The sequence below is a fragment of the Thioalkalivibrio sp. ALgr3 genome, from assembly GCF_000377325.1.
Taxonomy (GTDB): Bacteria; Pseudomonadota; Gammaproteobacteria; order Ectothiorhodospirales; family Ectothiorhodospiraceae; genus Thioalkalivibrio.
In genome coordinates this window covers 160,605-186,149 of record NZ_KB897980.1, presented here as the reverse complement: position 1 = coordinate 186,149, position 25,545 = coordinate 160,605, and the positions used below count along the sequence as shown (strand labels likewise).

20 protein-coding genes are annotated in these 25,545 nt (G+C 68.2%); 17 read left to right on the top strand and 3 right to left on the bottom strand.

Annotated features, from left to right (window positions below; genetic code table 11):
- Positions 1 to 39: 39 nt before the first annotated feature.
- From C998_RS0107850 to C998_RS0107810, 9 genes are all read left to right on the top strand, one after another.
- Positions 40 to 1,224, top strand: a complete 1,185-nt coding sequence (locus C998_RS0107850) for a radical SAM protein (RefSeq protein WP_018870315.1) — start codon at positions 40 to 42, stop codon at positions 1,222 to 1,224.
- Positions 1,217 to 2,308 carry a biotin/lipoate A/B protein ligase family protein gene (locus tag C998_RS0107845; protein ID WP_018870314.1) on the top strand — a complete coding sequence of 364 codons (1,092 nt, stop codon included), beginning with the start codon at positions 1,217 to 1,219 and terminating at the stop codon, positions 2,306 to 2,308. Before C998_RS0107850 ends, C998_RS0107845 begins: the two co-directional genes overlap by 8 nt.
- Positions 2,309 to 2,342: 34 nt before the next feature.
- Positions 2,343 to 3,425 carry an NAD(P)/FAD-dependent oxidoreductase gene (locus tag C998_RS0107840; RefSeq protein WP_026279532.1) on the top strand — a complete coding sequence of 361 codons (1,083 nt, stop codon included), beginning with the start codon at positions 2,343 to 2,345 and terminating at the stop codon, positions 3,423 to 3,425.
- Between the two features lie 54 nt (positions 3,426 to 3,479).
- Positions 3,480 to 4,658, top strand: coding sequence for a radical SAM protein (locus C998_RS0107835; RefSeq protein ID WP_018870312.1), 1,179 nt, complete (start codon positions 3,480 to 3,482; stop codon positions 4,656 to 4,658).
- A gap of 239 nt (positions 4,659 to 4,897) precedes the next feature.
- Positions 4,898 to 6,247 carry an OmpP1/FadL family transporter gene (locus C998_RS0107830; RefSeq protein WP_018870311.1) on the top strand — a complete coding sequence of 450 codons (1,350 nt, stop codon included), beginning with the start codon at positions 4,898 to 4,900 and terminating at the stop codon, positions 6,245 to 6,247.
- 93 nt (positions 6,248 to 6,340) lie between these two features.
- A complete protein-coding gene (locus tag C998_RS0107825) occupies positions 6,341 to 7,318 on the top strand; it encodes a hypothetical protein (protein ID WP_018870310.1) in 978 nt (325 codons plus the stop codon).
- 117 nt (positions 7,319 to 7,435) lie between these two features.
- A complete protein-coding gene (locus C998_RS0107820) occupies positions 7,436 to 7,873 on the top strand; it encodes a hypothetical protein (RefSeq protein WP_026279531.1) in 438 nt (145 codons plus the stop codon).
- Between the two features lie 6 nt (positions 7,874 to 7,879).
- Complete coding sequence (locus C998_RS0107815) at positions 7,880 to 8,914, top strand: lipoate--protein ligase family protein (RefSeq protein WP_018870308.1); 1,035 nt, start codon at positions 7,880 to 7,882, stop codon at positions 8,912 to 8,914.
- Between the two features lie 20 nt (positions 8,915 to 8,934).
- Complete coding sequence (locus C998_RS0107810) at positions 8,935 to 9,321, top strand: hypothetical protein (RefSeq protein ID WP_018870307.1); 387 nt, start codon at positions 8,935 to 8,937, stop codon at positions 9,319 to 9,321.
- A gap of 105 nt (positions 9,322 to 9,426) precedes the next feature.
- On the opposite strand, the gene C998_RS0107805 is transcribed toward C998_RS0107810, so the two are convergent.
- Positions 9,427 to 9,744 (bottom strand): hypothetical protein, encoded by a 318-nt coding sequence (locus tag C998_RS0107805; protein WP_018870306.1) that lies wholly within the window; start codon positions 9,742 to 9,744, stop codon positions 9,427 to 9,429.
- A gap of 167 nt (positions 9,745 to 9,911) precedes the next feature.
- Here C998_RS0107805 and C998_RS0107800 point away from each other — a divergent pair, with 167 nt between their 5' ends.
- The 4 genes from C998_RS0107800 (at position 9,912) to C998_RS0107785 (ending at position 16,054) form a co-directional block, all read left to right on the top strand.
- The gene (locus tag C998_RS0107800; RefSeq protein ID WP_018870305.1) at positions 9,912 to 10,781 is read left to right on the top strand and encodes a CbbQ/NirQ/NorQ/GpvN family protein; all 870 of its coding nucleotides are present in this window, start codon (positions 9,912 to 9,914) and stop codon (positions 10,779 to 10,781) included.
- Positions 10,778 to 13,342: a VWA domain-containing protein gene (locus C998_RS0107795; protein WP_018870304.1), complete on the top strand. Its 2,565-nt coding sequence runs from the start codon at positions 10,778 to 10,780 to the stop codon at positions 13,340 to 13,342. Before C998_RS0107800 ends, C998_RS0107795 begins: the two co-directional genes overlap by 4 nt.
- Entirely contained in the window at positions 13,339 to 14,562 is a 1,224-nt protein-coding gene (locus C998_RS0107790) for an acetoin utilization protein AcuC (protein WP_018870303.1), read from the top strand. Before C998_RS0107795 ends, C998_RS0107790 begins: the two co-directional genes overlap by 4 nt.
- 88 nt (positions 14,563 to 14,650) lie before the next feature.
- Positions 14,651 to 16,054 carry a diguanylate cyclase domain-containing protein gene (locus tag C998_RS0107785; RefSeq protein WP_231364969.1) on the top strand — a complete coding sequence of 468 codons (1,404 nt, stop codon included), beginning with the start codon at positions 14,651 to 14,653 and terminating at the stop codon, positions 16,052 to 16,054.
- Here the strand turns inward: C998_RS0107785 and C998_RS0107780 are convergent.
- Both C998_RS0107780 and C998_RS0107775 read right to left on the bottom strand, forming a co-directional pair.
- Complete coding sequence (locus tag C998_RS0107780) at positions 16,051 to 18,408, bottom strand: helicase-related protein (RefSeq protein WP_018870301.1); 2,358 nt, start codon at positions 18,406 to 18,408, stop codon at positions 16,051 to 16,053. The genes C998_RS0107785 and C998_RS0107780 overlap by 4 nt on opposite strands.
- A 156-nt stretch (positions 18,409 to 18,564) precedes the next feature.
- The gene (locus C998_RS0107775) at positions 18,565 to 19,656 is read right to left on the bottom strand and encodes an SEL1-like repeat protein (protein ID WP_018870300.1); all 1,092 of its coding nucleotides are present in this window, start codon (positions 19,654 to 19,656) and stop codon (positions 18,565 to 18,567) included.
- A gap of 217 nt (positions 19,657 to 19,873) precedes the next feature.
- Here C998_RS0107775 and C998_RS0107770 point away from each other — a divergent pair, with 217 nt between their 5' ends.
- From C998_RS0107770 to ilvN, 4 genes are all read left to right on the top strand, one after another.
- Positions 19,874 to 21,043: an aldo/keto reductase gene (locus C998_RS0107770; protein ID WP_018870299.1), complete on the top strand. Its 1,170-nt coding sequence runs from the start codon at positions 19,874 to 19,876 to the stop codon at positions 21,041 to 21,043.
- A gap of 303 nt (positions 21,044 to 21,346) precedes the next feature.
- On the top strand, positions 21,347 to 22,930 hold the full coding sequence (locus C998_RS0107765) for a DNA mismatch repair protein MutS (RefSeq protein WP_018870298.1): 1,584 nt from the start codon (positions 21,347 to 21,349) through the stop codon (positions 22,928 to 22,930).
- 381 nt (positions 22,931 to 23,311) lie between these two features.
- Positions 23,312 to 25,030, top strand: coding sequence for a biosynthetic-type acetolactate synthase large subunit (gene ilvB, locus C998_RS0107760; protein ID WP_018870297.1), 1,719 nt, complete (start codon positions 23,312 to 23,314; stop codon positions 25,028 to 25,030).
- Positions 25,031 to 25,046: 16 nt separating this feature from the next.
- Entirely contained in the window at positions 25,047 to 25,541 is a 495-nt protein-coding gene (gene ilvN / locus C998_RS0107755; RefSeq protein WP_018870296.1) for an acetolactate synthase small subunit, read from the top strand.
- The last annotated feature ends 4 nt before the right edge of the window (positions 25,542 to 25,545 follow it).

Here is a 25,545-nt window from a genome sequence, read left to right as displayed (position 1 = left end):
TAAAACGTTCAACTAATTGCGCGCACCCGGAGAGAGCCGATGACGAGCTGGAACGATGTGATCCGGCGGGTTGAACCCCTGGAAGACGTCCCCGTGGATCCGTTGCTGGTGGAGGATCTTCAGGCCCGGGGAGGCGGCGCGATTGCGGGCAGTGACTCGGTCCATTTTTACACCCCGACCTTCAAGTCCTACCAGACGAGCGAACTGGCCGACTGCGGGAAAAGCGCCTGGCCCGCGATGTCGATCACCGGCGGGGACTGCAAGCTGGCCTGCGACCACTGCAAGGCCAAGATCCTGGAACCGATGATTCCGGTGCGCAGCCCCGAAGACCTGTGGCGGGAGGTCAATCAGGTGATCGAATCCGGCGCCCAGGGGATGCTGCTCACTGGCGGCTCGAACCACCGCAACGAGGTGGAGTACGGGCCCTACTACTCGACCATTCGTCGGATCAAGGACGAGTTCCCGGATTTCCGTATCGCGATGCACACCGCCCTGGTGGACGACGACATCGCGCTGTCCATGGAGCAGGCCGGGATCGACGCGGCGATGATGGACGTGATCGGTGCACAGGACACCATTACGCAGGTCTATCACCTGCGCCGCAGCGTCGACGACTTCGAGCGGACCCTGGAGAGCCTGGTCAAGACCAACATGAAGGTGGTGCCGCACATCGTGGTCGGTCTCCACTACGGCAAGCTGCTCGGCGAGTGGAACGCGCTCGAGATGCTGGCCCGGCATCTGCCCGATGCGGTGGTGCTGGTGGTGGTCATGCCGTTCTATGCCCCGGCCAGTCGGCCGTTCGAAACCCCGGACGTGCATGCGGTGGGCCGTTTCTTCCATGACGCCCGCGAACGCCTGGGCGACACCCCGCTGCTGCTCGGGTGCGCCCGGCCGCCGGGCGAGGCCAAGAGCCAGATCGACAGCTATGCCGTGATGGCCGGGCTGTCGGGGATCGCGCATCCGGCCGAGGGCGTGGTCGAGCTGGCGGCGCGGCTGGGCAAGAACGTACGCGTCACGCCCGCCTGCTGTTCCATCGCGGTGGGCGACGAGGTGATGGCGGAGGCCGCGGACAACGCCAGCGGGGTTGAACTGGATCTGGACACCATCGTTGCCGAAGAGGCCCGCCGACGCGAACAGGAGCGCAAGGCGCGCGAGGGCCTGGGCGGTATTCGCATCGTGACCGAAGGCGGGGCCGTGGCCTCGGGGGGTGGCTGTCATGCCTGAACGTGATCAGAAATCGCTGCGCATCCTGGATACCGGCCTGCGCCCGGCCGCGGAGAACATGGCGTTCAACCGCGCCCTGCTGGAGTGCCACCAGGAGGGGCATTCGCCGCATACCCTGCGTTTCCTGCAGTTCGAGCCCTGCGCGCTGGTGGGCTTCCACCAGAACGTGGATCAGGAGATCCACGCCGATTACTGCCGGGAGAATGGCATCGCGATCCAGCGCCGGATCACTGGCGGTGGCGCGATCTATTTCGACAGCACCCAGCTGGGCTGGGAGCTTTACTTGGACAAGCAGTTCCTCGGCACCGCCGACATGGGGCGCATCGCCGAACGGATCTGCACCGCGGCGGCCGAGGGCATGCAGAAGCTCGGGGTGGATGCGCGCTTCCGTCCGCGCAACGACATCGAGGTGGACGGCCGCAAGATCTCCGGGACCGGCGGCGCCTTCGACGGCGAGTCGATCCTCTACCAGGGCACGCTGCTGATCGAGTTCGACGTCGAGGACATGCTGCGCATCCTGCGCATCCCCGCGGAGAAGCTCTCCGACAAGGCGATCGAGTCGGCGCGTGATCGCGTCGCCAACATGGCGACCCTGCTGGGCGAGACCCCGGATCTGGACCACGTGAAACGCACCATCGCCGAGGCGATCGCGCGCGAGTTCGCGGTGGAGGCGGCACCCGCCGGCCTGCTGGAGGAAGAAGACGCCGCTTTCCGCGAGGCGCTGGCCGAGATAGACAGCGACGAATGGGTCTACCAGCGCAACCGGCCCGCGACCGATGCCCCGCTGCACGAAGCGGTGTATCGCTGCGACGGCGGCCTGATGCGCGTGGGCGCGGCGGTGGACCCCGAGCGCAGCCATCTCAAGCAGGTCTGGATCACCGGCGATGTCTTCGTCAAGCCGACCCGCACCATCGCGGATCTGGAGGCCAGCCTGAAGGATACTCCCGTCACCGAGATGCAGGACCGCGTGCGCGCCTTCTTCGCGGCACGCGAGGTGGAGATGCTGCAGCTGACGCCGGAAGACTTCATCGCCGCCCTGCGCGAGGCCCTGGCGCAGGCGGAAACCGACGAGGCCGCCGAATAATGAACGGTGTCCCCAACCCGGCGGGGTGCGCCTGATGCTGCCCCCTTCGGTCGACGTACTGGTGGTCGGGCTGGGGCCCGGCGGGGCCTCCGCCGCCCGCGTGGCGGCCGAAGCGGGGCTGTCGGTGCTGGCGGTGGAACGCAATCGTGCACGCGGCGAGCCGGTGCAATGCGCCGAGTTCATCCCCAACCCCATGGGCGCCTATGCGAAGCCGGACGGCGTGCTGCATCAGCGCATCGATTCCATGCAGAGCTTCCTGCCCTCCGGCGCGGTAGAGCAGTCCGACTTCCCCGGCCTGATGGTCGATCGCGGCGAGTTCGACCGTGCGATCATCCGCGCGGCGGAGGCTGCCGGGGCGCAGGTGGCGATGTCCACTCCGCTGACCGACGTGGATGTGGATCGGCGCGTGGCCCGGGTGAAGCACACGGGTGAGGCGGTCGAGGTCGGCTTTCGCTTCCTGGTGGCCGGCGACGGCCCGCATTCCCCCGTGGCCGCGGCCCTGGGGCTGGATCCGCTGCCGGTGGTGCAGACCCGCCAGTACACCGTGCCGTTGCTGCGGCCGTACACCGCGACCGACGTCTGGCTGTCGGACGATTTCCCCGGCGGGTATGCCTGGCTGTTCCCCAAGGGCGAATGGGCCAACCTGGGCCTGGGCGCCGACAAGCGCCTGGAGCGCGACATGAAGACCCCGCTGGAGACGCTGCATGCGCAGCTGGTGGAGCAGGGGCTGCTGGGCACCGAGATCGTGCATCGCACCGGCGGTGCCATCCCGGTGGGCGGTCTGCGCGAACACCTCGTGCACGGGCCGGTGCTGTTCGTGGGCGATGCGGCCGGGCTGACCCATCCGATCACCGGGGCCGGGATCGCCGCGGCGGTGGTCTCCGGCGAGGCGGCCGCGCAGGCGATCGTGGATGACCTGGGCGGCGATGACGAGGCGCTGGAGGACTACGACGACGAGATGCGCAGCCAGTACGGGCCGGCGCTGGAGCGTGCCTGCCGCCGGCGTGCGTTTCTCAATCAGCACTGGCGCACGCCGCGGGCGAACGAAGACGCAACGCAGCGTCGTGGATGGATTGCATTTTCCGAGTATTTCGACGATGGTGATCGGGCCGCGTAATCGGGCCCGGTCGATGGATGCCCCGCATCCCCGAGACAACGCTGGAGGAAAACAATGAGTGCAAGTGCAGAGGAGATGGTCGCGCCGGTAAACTTCTATCGGCCGGACTATCACATCAAGACCCCGGACATGCGTTCGCCGGAGTACGTGCAGATGTCCACGGCGGCCGCGATTACGCTTGGCCTGGTGCCGGGGACCATGCATCGCACGTCCTGCACCCACTGTCTGAACCTGCTGGTCACCTATCCGGAAGGCTGCCGCGCCAACTGTTCCTACTGCGGGCTGGCGCGCCACCGCGAGGAATCGCGTGACTACGCCGACCGCAACTTCATCCGCGTCGACTGGCCCACCGCCAAATACGACGAGGTGATCGAACGCGTGAAGAACAACGCCGACGCCGGCCAGTTCGAGCGCATGTGCATCTCCATGATCACCCATCCCAACTCCGATGCCGACACCGTCGAGCTGCTGGAGAAGTGGGTCGCCGAGGTCAATCACATCCCGGTGTCGATCCTGTCCAACCCGACCACCATGAGCTATGAAGACCTCCAGCTCCTGCGGGACAAGGGCGCGGACATCTTCACCGTCGCGCTGGACGCGGTGACCCCGGAGATCTTCGAGCGCACCCGCGGCAAGTCGGTCGAGAGCCCGCATACCTGGGACAAGTACTGGCAGTCCATCGAGTGGGCCGCCGAGATCTTCGGCCCGGAGAAGTTCGGCGCGCATCTGATCTGCGGCATGGGCGAGACCGAGGAAGAGATCCTGCAGGTCTGCCAGCGCATCCGCGACCTGGGCGGCCACAACCACATGTTCGCGTTCTTCCCCGAGGAAGGCTCGCTGATGGAGGACTGGAAGCCGGTCCCGCGCGATCAGTGGCGCCGCGTGCAGCTGGGCCGTTTCGTCATCGACTACGCCGGCGGCCGCATCGACGACATGAAGTTCAACGACGACGGCCAGGTGGTGGACTTCGGCCTGCCGCAGTCCGAGGTGGAAGAGCTGATCGCCTCCGGCAAGCCGTTCCAGACCTCCGGCTGCCCCGGCAAGTCGGACGAGGAGGTCTCGGCCTGCAATCGCCCCTACGGCGATTCCAGCCCGACCGACATCCTGTCGTTCCCGTTCGCGCTGAACAGCAGCGACGTCGGATTCGTGAAGCGGCAGATGGATGGCGAGGATGTCGGCACCTTCGACTTCGACGCCGACGACGAGGCCGAGGACGAGACATCGGCCCGTTAAGCAATAACCATCAAGCCCCCGTCGAAAGCCCCGCCCTGCGGGGCTTTCGCACGTCAGGGCGCCGATAAGCGGTTTTGAATATTCAGGTTTCGAGCGGCAGGGGGCCGCCGAAATTTCGCGCGGCAGGGGGCCGCCGAAAAAGACGCCCGCCCGCATGGTCAGCGGTGCGGGTGTCCCGAGCCGACGGGGGAGCCAGTCCGCCCCCGGCTACAACAAGAAGACCACCAAAGGAGACAACAATGGAAGCACGCTTCATTCGCCGCAGCGCGATGACGATGGCGGTCGGCCTGGCCCTGGGCGCCGCCGGTACCGCACAGGCCACCAACGGCTACTTCGCCCATGGCTACGGCATCAAGGCCAAGGGCATGGGCGGCGTCGGCATGGCCATCTCGCAGGACAGCTACGCACCGGGCATCAATCCGGCCGGCATCGCCGGCATGGAAACCCGCTTCGACGGGGCCCTGACCTACTTCCGTCCGGAGCGCTCGTATGAGGCGGGCATGCCATCCGGGCAGATGGGCACTTTTGGTCTGGCACCGGGCGAAGTCGACAGCGACAGCAAGAACTTCTTCATCCCGTCGCTGGGCTTCGTCCAGCAGATCGATGAAGACCGCTCCTGGGGCATCGCCTTCCTCGGCAACGGTGGCATGAATACCGATTATCCGGGATTTGAGAACGCGATGTACTGCACCGACGGCGGTGGAAATCCGATCGGTTCGCAGACTGGCCCGTTTTGTGACGGCTCGGCCGGGGTCGACCTGGAGCAGCTGGCGATCATCCCGACCTACGCGCAAAGGTTCGCCGACGGCCAGGTGAGTGTGGGCTTCAGCCCGATCATCTCCTACCAGCGCTTCGAGGCGAAGGGGATCCAGACCTTTGCCGATTTCGGGGCGTCCGATGATCCGGAGAACTTCAGCGGCAACGGCACGGATGATTCCTGGGGCTATGGCGCGCAGATCGGGATCCAGGCCCAGGTGGCCGAAGGGGTGCGGCTGGGTGCCAACTACCGCTCCAAGATCCGCAACTCCGACTTCGACGACTATGCCGGGCTGTTCGCCGAGAGCGGGTCGTTCGACATCCCGTCGACCTGGGGCATGGGGGTGGCCTGGGAGGTGACGCCCACGGTGACCCTGGTGGCCGACTACCAGCGCATCAACTACTCCGACGTGGACGCGATCTCCAATTCCGGACCGACTCAGGAAGATCTGGGGGCGGCCATGCAACAGGGCGTCCCGTTCTTCGGCACCTCCGACGGTCGCGGCTTCGGCTGGGACGACATCAACGTCTACAAGATCGGTGCCCAGTTCGAGCTGCCGAACGACTGGCAGGTGCGCGTGGGCTACAACCGCGGCGACAACCCGATCGATTCGGACGAGGTGACCATGAACATCCTCGCCCCGGGGGTGATGAAGCATCACTACACCGCGGGCTTCACCAAGTCCTTCGGCGACCAGCACGAGCTGAGCTTCGCGGCGATGTACGCGCCCAGCAATTCGGTCTCCGGATCGAACGCGTTTGATCCGGACCAGGACATCGAGATCGAGATGAAGCAGTACGAGCTGGAGCTGGGCTACAGCTACCGCTTCTGAGGTCGGCCCGTCGATCCACCGGCCCCGGGGTTGCGGCCCCGGCCGGGGTCGACGGCGATGTCCCGCTTCCCATTGATCGAAGGAGCAGTACCCATGTCATTGTTTCATCGCAAGCCGCTGCAAGCTGGTGGCTCGACCGGGATCGTCCGGTCACTGACGGCCGGGCTGGTGGCCGTGACCCTGATGGCCGCGGCGGCGTCCGCCACCGCGGACGAGTATCGCCCGTTCGTGCTGGCCTGGACCGACGGCGGGGCCGGCGTCTCCGAGGTGGCCGACGAGGCGCGCGAGCGTCTGGAGGGCGCGGATTTCGAGATCCTCGGTGAGTACGATGTCACCGACTCGGCCCGCGTGCTGGTGGCGACCAGCGACGACCTGCTGGAGGCGGCCGCCTCGCATGAGCGTGCGGCTTATATCGCGCCGATGCGTGTCGGCATCACCGAGGTCGACGGCGAAGTGCAGGTCAGCTACACGCATCCGGTTTACTTCCAGCACGCCTATCGTGTCGAGGTGCCGCTGGACGGTGTCGCGGCGTCGCTGGAAGAGGCCCTCGGGGCCGAGGAGACCTTCGGCCACGAGGACGGCAAGAGCCAGCGCGACCTCAACCGGTATCGCTATGCGTTCGGCATGGAACGTTTCGACGCGCCCTACGAGCTGGGCAGCCGGGGCTCGCGTGCGGAAGCGCTCGAGGCGCTGAGTGCAGGTCTGGAGGAGCGGGCCGGGGGTGTCAGCGAGGTCTATCGCGTGGATATCCCGGGGCGCGACGCAACCCTGGTCGGCGTGGCGATCCGCGTCGCGGACGGGGCCGAGGAGGATGCGTCCGATCGCAACGCCCTGGAGACGGTCGACGTCAATGCACGTCGCCACACCGCCTACGTGCCCTACGAGGTCCTGGTCAATGGCGGCGACGTGGAGGCGCTGCACATGCGCTTTCGCATGGCGCTGCATTTCCCCGACCTGAGCATGCTGGGGTCGAACAGTTTCATCCAGCTGCGCAATGCCCCGGGAGCGGTGGAAGAGGCGCTGCAGGAGGCCACCGGATTCGCGTCCTCCGGCTTCCAGTGGGATGACTGAATCCCGGCCCGGGAAAAACCCCTGGTTGCACTCAAGAACCCCGGTCCGCCGGGGTTTCTTACGTAGGGGGGCCGGGGTTGTTTATCCTCCCCGTTCACTCGCGGCAGGAAGCAGGCCATGAAATCAATGAAAATCGCCAACATGGGCGAGATCCGCAACGAACTCAACAAGTACAAGAAGGGTCGCAAGCTGGACATCCACCAGTTCAACCAGGTCGCGCGTCAGGCGTGGCTCGGCAAACTGGTGATGCAGCCGCTGGACCTCGAAGATCCCGAATGCAAGGCGTTCCTGGTGTTCGTGCAGGAGCCCGAGGAGCTGGCGCAGCATTTCCTCGACACCGACCAGGAGCTGCTGGGCGGCATGCACATCATCGATGGCCAGCAGGCCGAGGCGCTGGTGGATATCATGCGCACCGGGGTCGAGGAACGGGCCAAGCTGTACGAGGATCTGTCGCGCTCCGACTTCTATTTCCGTTATTTCTACAAGCCGGGGAACGATGACAAGGATCAGGAGCAGCAGGGCGACGCGGCCGCCGGTCAGCCGTCGGAGGAATAAGGCGCGATGACGACCCCGGCCGCTCCGGAATGGATCGATGCCGGGGAGCGGTCGGCGACGGAGCTGCATGCCCTGTATACCGGGCTGGCGGCGTCCACTCCGCCGGACGCTCCGCCCCGGATACTGTGGGCGCGCTCGCGCGAGGCGCATGTCTCGGTGGGCGGCAGTCAGGATCCCGAAGCCGATCTCGATCTGGACCACTGTGCCGCGCGTGGCATCCCGGTGGTGCGGCGCCCCCTGGGCGGTGGTTCGGTATGGGTGGATGCCGACCAGGACTGCTTCTTCGTGATCCGGCCGAGCCGTGTCCTCAAGCGTGGCCCCCGGCATCTGTTCGCGCAGGGCCTGGCCATGGCCGTGGACGTCTTGCGCGAGCTGGGCCTGCAGGGGGTGGAACCCCGCGGACAGGATGTGTGGGTGCAGGGCCGCAAGATCATGGGTACCGGTGCGGCCACCCTGAACGAGGGCTCGGTATTCGGCGCGAGCTTTCTCGGTCGTTTCCCGGTGGAGGATTTCCTCGCCTGTGTGCGGGCCCCCAGCGAGGGGTATCGCGAATGGCTGCGTCCGGTACTGGAGGCCGGCATGACCGACTGCGCCGGGGAGCTGGGGCGGGCGCCGGATTCTGCGGCCCTGCGCGACTCGCTGCGCCGGGTCGCGGAACGCCGCTTCGAGGCGCCGCCGGTGGAGGTGACGCCGGACGCGGCGACCCTGGAGGCCTGGCTGGCGGCCGGCTACGAGGAACTGGACGATCTGGCGGACGGGGATGCGCGCCCGTCCGTGCCGGAGGGGATCCGGGTCAATCGTGACAATCACGTGTTCGAGACACGGGTGGCCTGCGGGCGCCTGCGCCTGCACGTGGAAGGACAGCACATCGCCCGCGTCTGGTGCGAGGACCCCGCGGTGGACCGCGTCCTCGGCGAGCGCGTGGCGGGCGAGCTGCCGGAACGTCTGCATCTGCGCTCGCGCCTGGCCGGCTGCCTCGACCCTGCGGTGGCCGATGCGGTCAGCGCCCGCATCGATGCGCTGTACCGCGGCATCGCCTGAATTTCCAAGGAGACACCGAGATGGCCGAACCGACGATCCAGCGCCGGCTGGAAAAGCGCCTGATCCTGATGAGCCGGGACGGCGAGATGATCGAGCGCCTGCGGGTGCCGTTGCCCGACGACTGGCACATGGAAGCGACCACCGATCTGGAGGGTCTGGGAGACTGGAACGAGGTGCTGCTGTATCGCTTCCTGCTGCTGGATCTGGACGAGATCGAGGTGTTCGATCCGCTGGACGTGATCCGCACCCTGCGCATGGAATACCAGATCAACCTGCCGGTGTTCTGTTTCGGCGGGGATGCGGACATTCGTGACGAGATGCGTCTGGCGCGGGCGGATCGCTTCTTCGACCGGGACGAGATGGTCGAAAAGCTCCCCGAGTTCATCCGCATGTACGACTGGGGCTGAGACCCGTCAGAAAGGCCCCCAACAGAAAAGGCCCCGGGCTCAAGCCACGGGGCCTTTTCGCTTCGCCGGTCCGCGTGTGCCGCGGAGCGGGGAATGGCGCGGCCTTCAGCCGATCCAGGCGTGCTCGAGGACGTCGATCCGGATCTTCTGGTGGTAGGTCTCGCCGTTGCCCTCGATCTCCAGGTCACCCATGCGGGTCCCCGCGGTGTCGTAGCTGAACTTGCAGTCGAAGCTGCCGGGCAGGGAGACGCTGCTTTCGCAGAGGGTCTCGCCCTCCACGGTGAAGCGGCACTGCGCGGTGCCCGAGCCGTTCAGCATGGCCTGCAGGCGGAATTCCTCGTTCACCGGGCGACGGTACACTTCCGGGTCGCGGTTCGGGTTGTACTGCAGGTTGTTCAGCTTGACGAGTTTGACAAGTTTCATTGCGGGTCCTCTATTTACGCGCTGAATCCGAGTGAACTGGTTGGGTATAATCAAACCCGAAATCATACAACAATCCCCGCGCGATGACGATTCCGGGGTGCGCCCCCCGGGAATGTGCCCGGAATCGTCATGCGACGCGACATACCAGGCGGCCTACAGGAGCCAGCATGAAGAACCTGATCAACCGCATGCGCGGAGTGGAACGCGACGTAATCGACAAGCCCGGCCAGGATGGCAGCCAGGGCGGCGCGCCCTTCTACAAGCCCCAGGCCGACGAGGTCGAGATCTTCCGGGCGGCCTATGCCAAGCGCCTTCCGGTGATGCTCAAGGGGCCGACCGGCTGCGGCAAGACCCGGTTTCTGGAGCATGTCGCGCATACCATCGGCCAGCCGCTGGTCACGGTGTCCTGCCACGAGGACCTCACCAGCTCCGACCTGGTGGGCCGCTTCCTGCTGGAGGGCGAGGAGACCGTGTGGCAGGACGGGCCGCTGACCCGCTCGGTCAAGGAGGGGGCGATCTGTTACCTAGACGAGATCGTCGAGGCGCGTACCGACACCACCGTGGTTATCCACCCGCTGACCGACCACCGCCGCCAGCTGCCGCTGGACAAGAAGTCGCAGATCATCGATGCGCACGAGGACTTCATGCTGGTGATCTCCTACAACCCCGGTTACCAGACCGTGCTGAAGGACCTGAAGCCGTCCACCAAGCAGCGCTTCGTCGGCATCCACTTCGATTACCCCTCGGAAGAGGTCGAGCGCGAGATCGTCGCCAAGGAGTCCGGCGGTCTGGACGCCGATCGGGTGGAGAAGCTGGTCGCCGCCGGGCGCAAGGCGCGGGCGCTGAAGGACCACGGCCTGGAGGAGGCGACCTCCACCCGCGCGCTGGCCTATGCCGGGGAGCTGATGCAGGCGGGCCTGAGCCCGCGCGTGGCCTGCCGCGCGGCGATGATCGCGCCGATCACCGATGACCCCGAGCTGATCCAGGCGCTGGAGGAGATCTTCGACGCCCACTTCCCCGAGTCGGAAGCCGCGTGAGCGAGCAGGCCCGCAACGACGGGGGCGCGAACACCGAGGCCGAGGATCTCGTCGAGATCGAGGAGATCCTGCAGCACCTCGAGGACATGAGCTTCGTCGCCCACCGCGACGCGAAGGAGGCCCTGCCGGCGATCCGCGAGTTCGGTGCCGGTCCCGCCCGGCGGTGGATCGAGACCGCGCGCGACCTGTTCTTCCATGACCGCGAGGCCGGCAAGAGCTTCATGCGGCATTCCGCGCGGATGGCCGAACACGTCGGCGGCGTGGAGCCGTGGCGTGCACAGGCCGCCGAATTCGCCCGCTGGGTGAATTCCGCCGATGCGCTGGAAGGCTTCATGAGCCAGGCCGACCGGGTGTTCGCCGCCTGGGGCGAGGACGGCGAGCGCGAGTGGTACGCGACCGGTCTGCGCTGGTGCGAGCGCAGCCTGCCGGACGCGCGGGCCTATTTCGAGACCGATTTCGACAAGCTCGCGGCCGGTCGCGGCATCGAGGGGCTGCGGGCCCTGATCGACCCGGCCGAGACCCTGTTCGACGAGCGCGGCCTGACCCTGGACTGCTACCTCGAAGGGGCGCCGATCGCGCGCAACCTGGTCGGCGATGGTGGTCTGCTGTCCTGGGCGCGGCGGGGGGCCGACCTGCTGAAGGCCGGGCGCTCGCGCGGCGAGGCGTATTTCCGCCTGGAGAGCGACGAGAGCCTGAAGCTGCTGCTGGACGCGCTGCCGGGGTTCCGTCCGCGCATGCACGGACGCTTCCTGCGGCTGGTGATGCTGGCCTGGCTGGACGCCGACATCCCGCTGGCGGATTCCAGCTGGAAGCCCGGCGAGGGCCGGCCGATGCTGGAGACCGACGGCCGGCGGCTGTTCATGCCGGCGGTGATGGACTCGCGCGAGGAGGCCCTGGTGGCCACCCAGCATGCGGCCGCCCATCTGGCCTACGACACCTACGCCCTGTCCCGCGTGGAGCGCCTGTTCGAGCGCGCGGGCAGCGAGCACCCGCCGCTGGATGACCGCTCGCGCATCACCTGGCGGCCGCTGTTCGCCGCCTTCGGCGAACGCATGTTCCGTTTCCAGATCCTGTTCGATCTGGCCGAGGACCTGCGGGTGAACGCCCGGGTCGCGCCGCGCATCCCGCGCTTTCTCGAACGGCTGGTGCGGCTGGCCGAGGCGTACGAACGCCCGGCCGAACCGGCCGGCACGTATTTCGATTTCGCCCTGCGGGCGCACCGGGCGTTGCTGGAAGGGCGCGAGCCGGAGGATCCGCGGCTCGCGCGCATGCTGGAGCCCGATGCCGACGTGGTGACCGCCTGGGAGGTGGCCGAGGAGCTGTTCGCCGACGGGGCCTTTCCCGAGATCACCATCGAGGAACGCGCCGAGGCCTACCTGCCCGGGCTGTCGCTGAACGCGGCGCTGCCGGTCTATCCCCAGCGCGAGCGTAACGGCGAGCTGGCGGACTTCCGCGACCACGAGGCGCACGACGAGCACAAGTTCGAGCACGAGAAGCAGGAAGAGCAGCCGCAGCAGGCCCCGGAGGACGCGCAGAAGGACCCGGACGCCGACATCCAGACCCCGCAGCAGGAGACCTCCGGCACCGGCGGGCGGATCGGCACCGGGATCCCGCAGCCTGCCCAGGTGGCCAAGCGCGCGGCGCCGTACACGCCGAAGAAGGACGGCATCCTGTACCCCGAGTGGGACTACCGCGAGCAGCGCTACATCTCCGACTGGGTCAACCTCTACGAGCGCGTGCTGGACGACGAAGAGCCCGACCGCGCGGCGGAGATCCTCACCCGGCATGCCGACACCCTGAAGCGCCTGACCCGGGGTCTGGAGATGCAGCGCCCGATGCGCCCGGCGCCGCTGCGCAAACAGATGGACGGCGACGAGCTGGATACCGAGGCAGTGATCGATTATGTCGCCGACAAGAAGGCGGGGCTGTCGCCCAAGGCCTTCATCTACCGCCGTCGCGCGGTGCAGCACCGCGACACCTCGGTGCTGATGCTGGCGGACATGTCGACCTCCATCATGGCGCGTCATCCGGGCGGGCAGGGCAAGATCGTCGACCGCGTGCGCGAGGGCATGATGCTGTTCGCCGAGGCCATCGACCGGGTCGGCGATCCCTGTGCGATCGCCGGGTTCGCCTCCAAACAGCGCGATCAGGTCAACTATTACTGGCTGAAGGACTTCAACGAAGACCTGAGCGCCACCGTGCGCAACCGCATCGCCGGGGTCTCCGGGCGCCTGGCCTCGCGCATGGGCGCGGGCATTCGCCACTCGCTGGAGGCCTTCCGGCGCAGCTCGGCCCAGCGCCGCCTGCTGCTGATCCTGTCCGACGGCCGCCCGGCCGACTACGACGACGGCGGCGATCAGCGCTACCTGCACGAGGACACGCGCATGGCCATGAAAGAGGCGGTGGACGCCGGCGTGCACCCGTTCTGCGTCACCCTGGACCCATCCGGCTCGGAATACCTGCCGGCGATCTTCGGCCCCGGCCACTACACCATCATCGACCACGTGGACGAGCTGCCGCGCCGTCTGCCCGAGATCTACCTGAGGCTGCGCCACCAGTGAATGTCACCCCCGAAGCCGCCCCCGTCGCTGCCCCGGACGCCGCATCCGGTCCGGCGCGCCGCCACGCGACGCTGCTGCACGCCCCGCGCTATCGCGGGCACAGCTACGGCGACAACCACCCCCTCGGGATCCCGCGGGTGTCGCTGACCATCGATCTGATCGAGGCCTACGATGCCGTCACCCCCGGCGAGATGGCGGTGACCCGCAAGGCCATGCCCGCCGAGCTCGAGTGGCTGCATACTCGCGACTACGTGACCGCCATGCAGCGCGCCGAGGCCCTGGGCAAGGTGTTCCAGCGCTACCGTGACCGCCACAACATCGGCAACTTCGAGAACCCGTTCTTCGCCGGCTTCTTCTCCACCCCGGCCACGGCCACCTATGGTTCCATCCAGGGTGCCGAGGTCGTGCTGCAGGGCGGCATGGCCTTCAATCCGGCCGGCGGCATGCACCACGCCGCCCCCGACCAGGCGCGCGGTTTCTGCTACTTCAACGACTGCGCGCTGGGCATCATGCGCCTGCGCCAGAGCGGGGCACGGGTGCTGTACCTGGATATCGACGCCCATCACGGCGACGGCGTGGAAGCGGCATTCGCCGACGACCCGGACGTGCTTACCGTGTCCCTGCACATGGATACCGAATACGGCTATCCGTTCCAGGGCGGGCGCATCGAGGACACCGGCCGGCTGGGGAACGCGGTCAACCTGCCGCTGCCGAAAGAGACCAACGACACGGAATTCCGCAGCGCCTTCAGCCGCATCTGGGAGGCGGCGCGTACCCGCTGGCAGCCGGATTACGTGGTCGTGCAGGCCGGCACCGATGCGCTGCTGCCGGACCCGCTGGGCAAGTTCGGCATCTCCACCCAGTGCTTCCTCGCCTGCATCGACGACGTGATCGAGACCAGCCCCCGCCACGGCGACGGCACGCCGAAGCTGCTGGTGCTCGGGGGCGGCGGCTACCATCCGCTGGCGCTGGCCCGCTGCTGGACCGGCGTGTGGGCACAGCTCACCGGCCGCGAGCTGCCCGCCCGGCTGCCCGAGGCCGGGCAGGCCCTGCTGCGCGAGGTCGACTGGGACATGGACGAGGAAGAGGAGTGGTACGACAACCTGTTCGTATCCCGCCTCGACGCGGACCGCAGCGGCCCGGTGCGCGCCGAACTGGAACAGCGCCTGGAGCGGCTGTTCCGCACCCACCCCCTGCTGCGCAGTGCCGCTGGGGGATGATAGCCCGCCGGCGCCGTTGACCGTGGCCCGTCATGGTATAAGCTCGAACAATGGCCCCGCACAGGCGGGCATGGATCAGGTGCCCCGGATGGACGACGAATCCGAGTCGCAGCTGCGTGCGGCGCTTCCCTTTACCGATCTCCCCGAGGAGCCGATCCCGGTCGCCTGGCGACGGGTGCTCCGGGACGCGGCAGAGCGTATCCGCGAGCTGGAGGAGTGCCGGGAGTACTACCGTCAGCTGACGGACGCCGGTCAGGTCCTGATCTGGGTCTCCGGGGCCGACGGGGGCGTGGAATATGTCAACGAGCCCTGGCTGCGTTTCACCGGCCGCAGTCTGGCGCAGGAGCAGGGCGACGGCTGGCTGGAGGGGGTCCACCCCGACGACCGCGCCGCCTGCATCGAGGGCTACCGGGCCGCCGTCGCCGCGCGCCGGACCTTTACCCTGGAATACCGCCTGCGCCGCGCCGACGGCGAGTATCGCTGGATCCTCGACGAGGGCGGGCCGCGCCATGACCCGCACGGCGAGTTCCGGGGCTATGTCGGCTTTTGTTACGACATCACCGCGCGTCTGGCCGCGGAACAGGAGCTGCACCGTTCCCTGCACCACATCCAGGTGCTGCACGAGGCCCTGGACCGTGTGCCGGTCGCGGTCTATGTGAAGGACCGGCAGCGTCGCTATACCTATGGCAACCGCGAGACCCTGCGGGTGTTCGGTTGCACGGCGGACGAGCTCTACGGACGCGGCGACGAGGATTTCTTCCCGCCGGCCACGGTCGCCCGTCTGCACGAGGTGGACAGCCGGGTGCTCGCCGGCGAGGACAGCCGCGAGGAGATCGAGGCGCTCGAGGAGGACGGTGGCCACCGGGTCTACTGGGAGGTCAAGACCCCGGTCTACACGGACTCGTCCCGCACTCTTCCCGACAGCCTGCTGGGCATCTCCACCGACATCACCTGGCAGAAGGATCTGCTGCGCGAGTTCGAGCACGGTGCCCATTACGATGCCCTGACCGCGCTGCCCAACCGGGTCCTGCTGCTCGATCGCCTGCACCAGGCCATGGTCCGGGCCCGGCGCCGGGGAACCCAGCTGGCGGTGGTGTTCCTCGACCTCGACGGTTTCAAGGCGGTCAACGACGGCTATGGTCACGACGCCGGGGACCGTCTGCTGCGGGTGGTCGCCGAACGCATGCGGGTCTGCCTGCGTGAGGGCGATACCTTTGCCCGGCTGGGGGGCGACGAATTCGTCGCGGTCCTCGAAGACGTGGACCCGGGAGCCACCGTCCCGCTGCTGGAACGCCTGCTGGCGGCCGTCGCGGCGCCCGTGGAGGACGGCGAAAACGTGTTCCGGGTCAGTGCCAGCCTGGGCGTCGCATTCTACGGACACGATCCCGAACCGGGCCCGGAACAGCTGCTGCGCGAGGCGGAGCAGGCGATGTACCGGGCCAAGGCGGCCGGGCGCAACCGCTACGTGATCTCGCGACCGCCCGGAGGTTAACGCACGTCGACCACGCGGCTGGCGCGCTGGAAGCGGACGTGCCAGCCCTGCCAGGCGGGCAGTTCCCAGCGCTTCGGGTCGTCGCGGCGGTTGCCGTCGATCTTCTCCGCGGTGACGGTACGGCGGGCGACGTCGTAATGGATGCGCATGTGCAGGCCCGAGAGCCGCACCTCGCGCGGATAGCGGCGATCGAACCGTTCGCGTTCCCACTCGGGTACGCCCTCGAACGCCAGGTCCTCCGGTTCCAGCAGGACCACGTCCTCGTCCGACTCCACGCCCAGGGTCTGCAGGCGGCGGGCCAGCCAGTCGCGGGCGTCCGGGACCTTGCCCTGCTCGAAGCCCAGCGCGAGATACAGTGCCCAGGCGTCGAGGTCGTCGTGCAGGCGCGAGCCGGCGGGGGCGAGCAGCCGGTCGTCGAGGATCAGCGAGGCCAGTGCCTCGCGCGCCTGAGCGCCTGCGGGGCGGGTGTGGTCGCTGCGCAGTACGCGCCCGGCATGCCACCAGTCGCGGCGGACCACGAGTCCGTCCGCGGACCATTCGGGATCGGCGATGGCCGGCGTGGCCACCCCCGCGTCGATCAGGGCATCGGGCTCCAGCGGCGCGAGCACCGTGGCGATGGTGCGGGTGTCGCGGGTGCCCTTGCCGGGCAGGCTGTGGCTGTCGAACACCACGGCCGCCTCGGCATCCTCGGCCAGCAGCGAATCCCGACCGATCTCCGCCTCCTCGCCGCCGTTGCCCAGCGCAAAGCGGCGGCGCTCGCGGCGCACGAACGCCAGCTCGGGGGCGGCAGCCACCGCGGCGGTCAGGGCCCGGGGCGCGGTGGCCGCGAGCGGCTCCGACTCCGGTTCCTGCTGCGGTTCCTGTTGCGATTCCCGGGCGGGCAGGCCGGCCAGCTCGCGCACCTGACGGGCCAGATGGCGCGCCTCGCGGCGTTCCTCCCGGCGTATGCGAACCCCGTCGGGTGCGTGGCCGCGCACCGCGGCGACCCGCAGCGTCGCATCACAGGCCCGGCCGAGGGCGGCGAGTGCATCCTGCCGCTCGCGTTCGTCGTCGGGCGGCACCGCGACCGCCCGGCGGCTGCCGAGGGCGCCGGCCAGGTCGGCCATGAACGTGGCCGTCGCCGCATCCGGCATGGCCAGCACCAGATGGGCCAGCGCGGTGTCCACCGGCAGGGCGAACAGGCGTCGGCCGTGCGCGGTGGCGCGACCGTCCGCGGCGATCGCGTGCATCGCCCGCAACCGGTTTTCGGCGCGCTCCAGGGCCTCCTCGCGCGGGGGATCGGGGAATGCGAGTTCGCGTGCCGGGCGCCCGCAGCAGGCGGCCGCCAGTACCGGTTCGGTGAGGTCCTCGCGCTGCAGCTCCGGCGGGGTGTTCGCGGCCAGCGGGGCATTGCGCCCCCACAGGCGCAGGCACAGACCCGGCGCGGTGCGGCCCGCGCGCCCGCGGCGCTGCTCCGCGCTGTCGGCGGCGATCGCCTGCAGCGCGAGCACGGTGCGGCCGTTGCGCCGACCCGTGCGGCGCTCCAGGCCGCTGTCGACCACGGCGGTGACCCCGGGCACGGTCACCGAGCTCTCGGCGACGTTGGTGGCGAGGATCACCCGGCGTTCCTGCCCCGGCTGCAGGGCATGGCGCTGCGCCTCGGCGCTGGCGCCGGCGTGCAGCTCGATACAGGCCACCGGCTCGTCCTTCAGGGCCCGGGCCGCCGCGCTGATCTCGCCGCGCCCGGGCAGAAAGGCGAGGACATCGCCGTCGGTACGCGCCAGTGCGGTGCGGATGCCTTCGGCCACGCGCGTGGCCAGGTCCTTCGCATGAGGCATTGCCTGCGGGTCCGCGGCAAGGTGTTCCAGCGCGACCGGCCAGGAGCGGCCGGGGCTCTCGAGGTGGGTGCCGCCGAGATCGCGGGCGAGGCGCGCGCCGTCGATGGTGGCCGAGGTGATCACCAGGCGGTGGCATCCGGTCTCGGTCAGCAGGGCGTAGAGCAGGTCGGTATCCCAGCGGCGTTCGTGGAACTCGTCGAGGACCACCACCGCGAAATCCGCGAGGCCGTTGTGCGCCAGCCATTGCAGGGCCATCCCGGGCGTGGCGAACACGATCTGCGTGTCGCGGTCGCAGCGCACCTCGCCGCGCACGGCGAAGCCCGCCTCGCGCCCGGGTTTGCCGCCGAGCAGGCCGGCCACCCAGTGCCCCAGGCTGGTGGCCGCTACCCGGCGCGGTTCCACCACCAGCACGCGCCCCTGTTCCCGCGCCCACACCGGCAGGCGCGTCGACTTGCCCGAACCGGTCGCCGCCGATACCACCACCGGACCGTCGGCCAGCGCCGCGGCAAAGTCCCCGTGCAGGGCGTCGATGGGCATCTCCTCGCTCATGCGGGCGAAGTGTCCACACAGCGACGGGCCGATCAAGCCCGCCAGGCGTGTGGTAGCGGTCCTGGCGCTCAGTCTGACGGTGGGCGGGGCGTGGGTCGGCTGAGGCCGGGTCCGGGGAAACACGGCTCCGGCGGCTGACGGCGATCACTCACGCGACTTGCGGGCCAGGGCGTCCTGCTGCTGCTCCAGTGACAGGTGCTGGTGGACATAGTCGCGGGCGTCGGCGGCCGAGGGGTGTCCCTGGTCGGCCGCGCGCGAGAACCAAACCCAGGCCTCGACCGGATCCTGTTCCACGCCATGGCCTTCGGCCAGGAAGATGCCCAGGTTGTACTGCGCCTGCATCTGCCCCTGGCGGGCCGCCAGCCGGTACCAGTGGGCGGCCTCGCGCTGGTCCCGGGCGATCCCGTGACCGCGGTCCAGCAGCACGCCCAGGTTGGTACGCGCCGCGGGATGGCCGGCATCGGCGGCGACGCGATACCAGTGTGCCGCCTGCGCCGGATCGCATTCCACGCCCTTGCCGTCGCGGTACAGGTTGCCGAGGCGGGCGGCGGCCTCGTTGTCGCCGTCCTCCGCGGCCTGGCGGTACCAGCGCACGGCCTCGGTCAGATCGGCGATCACGCCGTGGCCCTGTTCCAGCAGCCGGGCGAGGTTGCAGGCCGCCCCGGCATGACCGGCGCCGGCGGCCCGTGCGTACAGCCGGCCGGCTTCGGCGGGGTCGGCATCGCAGCCGCGGCCGGTTTCGTACGCCACCCCCAGACTGTTCAGGGCATCGGGATCGCCCTGTTCGGCGGCTTTCTCCCACCAGGCGACGGCCTCCGCGGCGGCTTCCGGGGTGACTTCGCTGGCGAAGCGCAGAACGCCCAGGTTGTACTGGGCGTTCGCGTGACCGGCCTGCGCCGCGCGGCGATACCAGGTCTCGGCTTCCTCCGCGGGATCACCCTCGGCGACCCCCTGTTCGGCCAGCAGGCCGAGGTTGAAGCAGGCATCCGGCAGGCCCAGATCGGCCGCGCGTTTCCAGTGCTCGCGGGCCCGCTGCACGTCGGATTCGACGCCCAGGCCGCTGGCGTACAGCACGCCCAGGCCGAGATGGGCGCCGGCATGCGGTCCGTCGGCGCGTTCGCTCCAGATTCGGTGGGCTGCGGCAAAGTCGCCGCGTTCCAGGGCCTCGAAGCCGGCTTCGTCTTCCGGTTCGACGCCCGTCTGCGGGGTGTGTTCGGGGTCTTCGGGAGCGGTCATCTCGGGCGGTATTCCGGGCGGCACGATGGGGCCGCCAGCTTCGCAGCATTCCGGGGCTGGCCGCAAACGATCGGGGGACGCAGGGCGGGCACCCTCCGTCTGTCGAGGGAAACGTGCACATCGAGCGGTGTTTCCCTAGGATTCGCATTCCCGATGCGATGCGCCGGAGGACCAGGATCCGGCGGTTGCCCCAGTTGCGGCGGTTCGAGAGAGGAATATGGAAGCTTCGCAGAAACTGATTCCCGGCTACGCCAACGCCAAGGCGACGCGCAAGTACGCCGAGTCGTTCCTCGCCGACGGGCGTGCGGCCGAGGGCCATTACAGCGAGTTCTCGCGCGCGCGGATGCGCCTGTCCAGTCTGGGCATCGGCACCTTTGGCGGGGCGGCCACCGCCGAGGTGGATGCGGCGATCTCCGCGATCGTGGCCCGCGGGCTGACCGAGGGCATCAACGTGGTGGATACCTCCGCGCATTACCGCTATGGCCGCTCGCTGGCGGCCGTGGGCGCGGGCGTGCGCACGGCGCTGGAGGCCGGGGTCCCGCGCGAGGCGATGTTCCTGATCTCCAAGGGAGGCTTCCTGACCCTGCGCGGCGGTCAGCCGGACGACATGGACGCCTGGTTCCAGCGCGAGATCGAGGCCCCGGGCATGGGCACGAAGGAGGACCTGGCCAAGGGCGCGCATCTGCTGACGCCGGAATACATCCACTACCAGATGGAGCTGTCGCGCTCGCTGATGGGCGTGGAGACCCTGGATGCGTTCATCATCGACCAGCCCGAGGTGCACATCCACGAGATCGGCAAGGAACGCACCAACTGGAAGCTGGAGCCGGTGTTCGAGATGCTGGAACGTGCGGTGCGCGACAAGAAGATCCGCGCCTACGGGATCTCGACCTTCGAGGGCTTTCGCGAGGAGACCGACGCCGCGGTGTTCCAGTCACTGACCTCGATTCAGGGGCTGGCCCAGCGTGCGGCGCAGACCGTGACCGGCGACGAGTTCGCGCGCGATCATTTCAAGCTGGCGATGCTGCCGTTCAATCAGGTGATGCTGGAGGGCTTCACGCGCTTCAATACGGCCACCGGGCAGGGCAACGTGGCCAGCCCGCTGCAGGCGGCGCATCAGCTGGAGATCTACATGATGGCCTCGCACACCATGCTCAAGGGCCACCTCGCGCAGCAGTCGGTGGAAGTGGTGGAGAAGGAGCTGGCGGGGCTGGCCAATCCGGCGCAGCGTGCGATGCAGTTCAATCGCTCGACGCCGGGTCTGGGAACCTCGCTGGTGGGCATGAGCACGCCGGAGCATCTGGACGACATGCTGGCGGTGATGCGCGAGCCGATGCTGGACAAGAAGGCCTACCTCGGCATGTTTAAGAAGGCCGAGGAGGATTAGCACCGGACCGCCATCTCCCGTGATGGCGAACCATCCACCCGGCGTCATTGCGAACCATCCGGCCCCCGTCATGGCGCCCCCCGTCATTGCGAGGAGCCGCAGGCGACGAAGCAATCTCCATCCGGAACCACCGGAGTCTCGATTGCACGCGCTCTGCAAGCTCGAGGAGATTGCTTCGTCGCTGCGCTCCTCGCAATGACGGGGGGGTGAAGAACCTCGCAATGACGGGGAGTTGAAGAACCACGCAATGACGGGGGTTCGAACAAACGCCGTGAAGAAACGACATCCACAAGGTCCAAGCCCATGCAGGTTGATCTGAAGGCCCTCGAATTTCCCGCGATCCAGCGCCTGCTGGAACGCCTGACCGCCACGCCCTACGGTGCCGATGCCGCGCGCGGACTGGAGCCCGCCCCCAACCTGGAGGCGGCGCGCGCGCTGCAGAAGGCGGTGACCGTGGCCCGCCAGCGTCTGGATGCGGGCACGCTGCCGCGTCTGGGGCAGCTGCCGGACGTGCGCGCGGCGCTGCGCCAGGCCGGCAATCCGGGTTCCGCGCTGCCGGTGCAGGCGCTGCACAACCTGCAGACCATCATGCGCCATGCGCGCGAGCTGGCGGATCAGCTGGAGGATACCCCGGAGATCTACCCCGCGGACCTGAACAAGCTGTACCCGCCGGAGGCGCTGGAGCAGCGCCTGTCCGCCTGCCTGAACCCCGGCGGGTCCTTGCGCGAGGATGCCAGCGAATCGCTGGTGCAGGCCTTCGGCGAGCGCAACCGGCTGCGCGGCGAGGTCGAGACGGTGGTGCAAAAGCGCCTGAACCAGTCGGACGTGGCGCAGACCGGCGAAGACGCGCTGAAGGTCCAGTGGCACCAGGAGCGTGCGGTGATGGTGCTGCGCGGCGATGCCGCCGGCGCGGTCAAGGGCGTGCGCCGGGGTACCGCGATGGGCGGGCGCGATCACATCATCGAGCCGATCGAGGCGGTGCCGCTGAACAACCAGCTGGATACCGTCAACGGGCAGATCAACAATGAGCAGCAGCGGCTGCTGCGCGAACTGACCGACACTGTGCGCGAATACGGCGAGCCGCTGGATCTGATGCTGACGGCGCTGACCTGGATCGACCTGGCCTCGGCCGCCGCGCAGCTCTCCGCGCAGATGAACGCCCACGCCCCGGCCCTGGAAGACCGTCCCGGGGTGGAACTGGACGAGGCCTATCATCCGCTGTTGCTGCTGCAGTTCGCCGAGGGCAACGGGCCGCAGCCGGTGCCGCTGTCCATCCGTCTGGACGACGAGCAGCCGCTGCTGCTGATCACAGGCCCCAACACCGGTGGCAAGACGGTCGCGCTGAAGACTCTCGGCCTGCTGGTGACCATGGCCTGGTGCGGGCTGCACATCCCCGCCGAGCAGGACTGCCGCATCGGCCGTTTCGACCAGGTGATGGTGGACGTGGGCGACAACCAGAGCCTGCTGCACCACCTGTCGACGTTCGCCGGGCACGTGGCGGTGCTCAAGCGCATCCTGGACAACGCGGGCCCGGAGAGCCTGATCCTGCTCGACGAGCTGGGGACCGGGACCGACCCGGACGAGGGCGCGGCGCTGGCGATGGCGATGCTGGACGAGCTGCGCGCGCGCGGCACCCGCGGGATCGTCAATACCCACCTGGCGCCGCTGAAGGACTATGCGGCGCAGCAGTCGGGCATCCTCAATGCCTCCATGCAGTTCGACCCGGATACCCTGTCGCCCACCTATCGCCTGCTGATCGGCGAGCCGGGGGTGTCCTTCGGCCTGACCATCGCGGAGAAGGAAGGGTTGCCGGGGGACCTGGTGGCGCGCGCGCGCCAGCACTTCGCCGAGCTGCCCACCGCTCAGGCCGGCGCCGAACCCGACTGACGATCGGCTCCGCCGGGGCCGCCCCCGGAGATCGCCACGGCGCTGCGCGCCTCGCGATGACGGTGCTGGTTGCGTCCCGTCATCGCGAGGCCACGCCAGTTGTCTTTCGCCCTTGCGGGGCCCCGCGGGTTGTTTCCTGTTATTGCGAGGCCCCGCCAGGGGCCGTGGCAATCTCCGGACGGGGCCTCCGGCGTTGGGTTCCGCTCGCCCCGGGAAGGGCGGGGGTGCCGTGGCGTTGCGCCCCTCACGTGGACCGTGCTCGCTGGCGCGCCGTATGGCGTGAAGCGCGGGCGATTTCATATTAGTATGGTGGGCTATTTTGATTCGGCGTGTCCGCTCGGATCACGATCGCCCGACAGCCCCTGGTAAGGAACAACCGTCATGTCCGAGACCTCTGCATCGTCCACCGCCATCACCGGTGCCGAAATCTTCGTCCGCAGCCTGCAGGCCGAAGGCGTTGACCTGGTTTTCGGCTACCCCGGCGGCGCGGTCCTGCACATCTACGATGCGCTGTACAAGCAGAGCCAGGTCTCGCATGTGCTGGTCCGCCACGAACAGGGTGGGATCCATGCCGCCGAGGGCTACGCCAAATCCTCGGACAAGCCCGGCGTGGCCCTGGTCACCTCCGGTCCGGGGGCGACCAACGCAGTGACCGGCATTGCCGATGCGTACATGGATTCGGTGCCGCTGGTAGTGTTCACCGGCCAGGTGCCGACCAGCATGATCGGCAATGATGCCTTCCAGGAAGTGGATACCGTGGGCATCACGCGCCCGTGCGTGAAGCACAACTTCCTGGTCAAGGACGTGAAGGATCTCGCGACCACCATCAAGAAGGCCTTCTACATCGCCACCACCGGTCGCCCGGGTCCGGTGGTGGTGGATATCCCCAAGGATGTCACCGCCGACAGCTGCGAGTTCGAGTACCCCGAGAGCATCCACATGCGCTCCTACAACCCGAAGACCCGCGGCCACACCGGACAGATCCGGCGCGCGATCGAGCTGATCCTGTCGGCCAGGCAGCCGATGATCTATACCGGCGGCGGGGTGGTGCTGGGTCGCGGCTCCGAGGCGCTGACCGAATTCACCCGCAAGCTGGGCTACCCCATCACCAACACTCTGATGGGGCTGGGCGCCTATCCGGCCTCGGACGAGCAGTTCGTCGGCATGCTGGGGATGCACGGGACCTACGAGGCCAACATGGGGATGCACCACGCGGACGTGCTGATCGCCATCGGCGCGCGCTTTGATGACCGCGTGACGGGCAACATCGAGAAGTTCTGCCCCCACGCGAAGATCGTGCATGTGGACGTCGACCCGGCCTCCATCTCCAAGAACGTGAAGGTGGACGTGCCCATTGTCGGCGAAGTGGAGCCGGTGCTGCGCGAGCTGATCCGTGCGCTGGACGAGAACGGCGGCCAGCCGGATGCCGACGCGCTGAAGGCCTGGTGGGGCCAGATCCGCGAATGGCGCGGCCAGGACTGTCTCAAGTACGATCGCGAATCCGAGCTGATCAAGCCGCAGTACGTGGTGCAGAAGTTCTGGGAGCTGACCGGCGGCGAGGCCTTCGTGACCTCCGACGTGGGCCAGCACCAGATGTGGGCCGCGCAGTTCTACGGCTTCGACAAGCCCAACCGCTGGATCAACTCCGGCGGCCTGGGAACCATGGGCGTGGGACTGCCGTTCGCGATGGGCGTGCAGTTGGCACATCCGGATGCGACGGTGGGTTGCATCACCGGCGAGGCCAGCATCCAGATGTGCATGCAGGAGCTGTCGACCTGCTATCAGTACCAGCTGCCGCTGAAGATCCTGAACCTGAACAACCGCTACATGGGGATGGTGCGGCAGTGGCAGGAGTTCTTCTACCAGGGCCGCTATGCGATGTCGTACATGGATGCGCTGCCCGATTTCGTCAAGCTGGCGGAGGCCTACGGCCACGTGGGCATCCAGGTCGACAAGCCGGGCGACGTGGAGGGCGCGCTGAAGGAGGCCCTGGCGCAGAAGGACCGCCTGGTGTTCCTGGACTTCATCACCGATCAGTCCGAGAACGTCTATCCGATGATCCCGGCCGGTGCCGGTCAGAACGAAATGATCCTGGTCTGACAGGGAAGGATTCCGTATGCGTCACATCATCAGTGTCCTGCTGGAGAACGAATCCGGTGCCCTGTCACGGGTGGCCGGCCTGTTCTCAGCCCGCGGCTACAACATCGAATCGCTGACCGTCGCGCCCACCGACGACCCCACGCTCTCACGCATGACGATCGTCACCAGCGGCTCGGACGAGATCGTCGAGCAGATCACCAAGCAGCTGAACAAGCTGATCGACGTGATCAAGCTGCTCGACCTGACCTCCTATCCGCATATCGAGCGCGAGATGGCGATGGTCAAGGTCCGCGTGGACGAACCCGGCGACCGCGAAGAAGTGAAGCGCCTCGCCGACATCTTCCGCGGCCGCATCATCGACGTCACGCAAAAGACCTACGTCATCGAAATCACCGGGGAGGGCTCCAAGCTGGATGCTTTCCTTCAGGCCCTGGAGCCCTTCCCCGTGCAGGAGGTGGTGCGCTCCGGGGTCATGGGCATCGCGCGCGGGGACGTCACGCTCCAGATCTGAACAC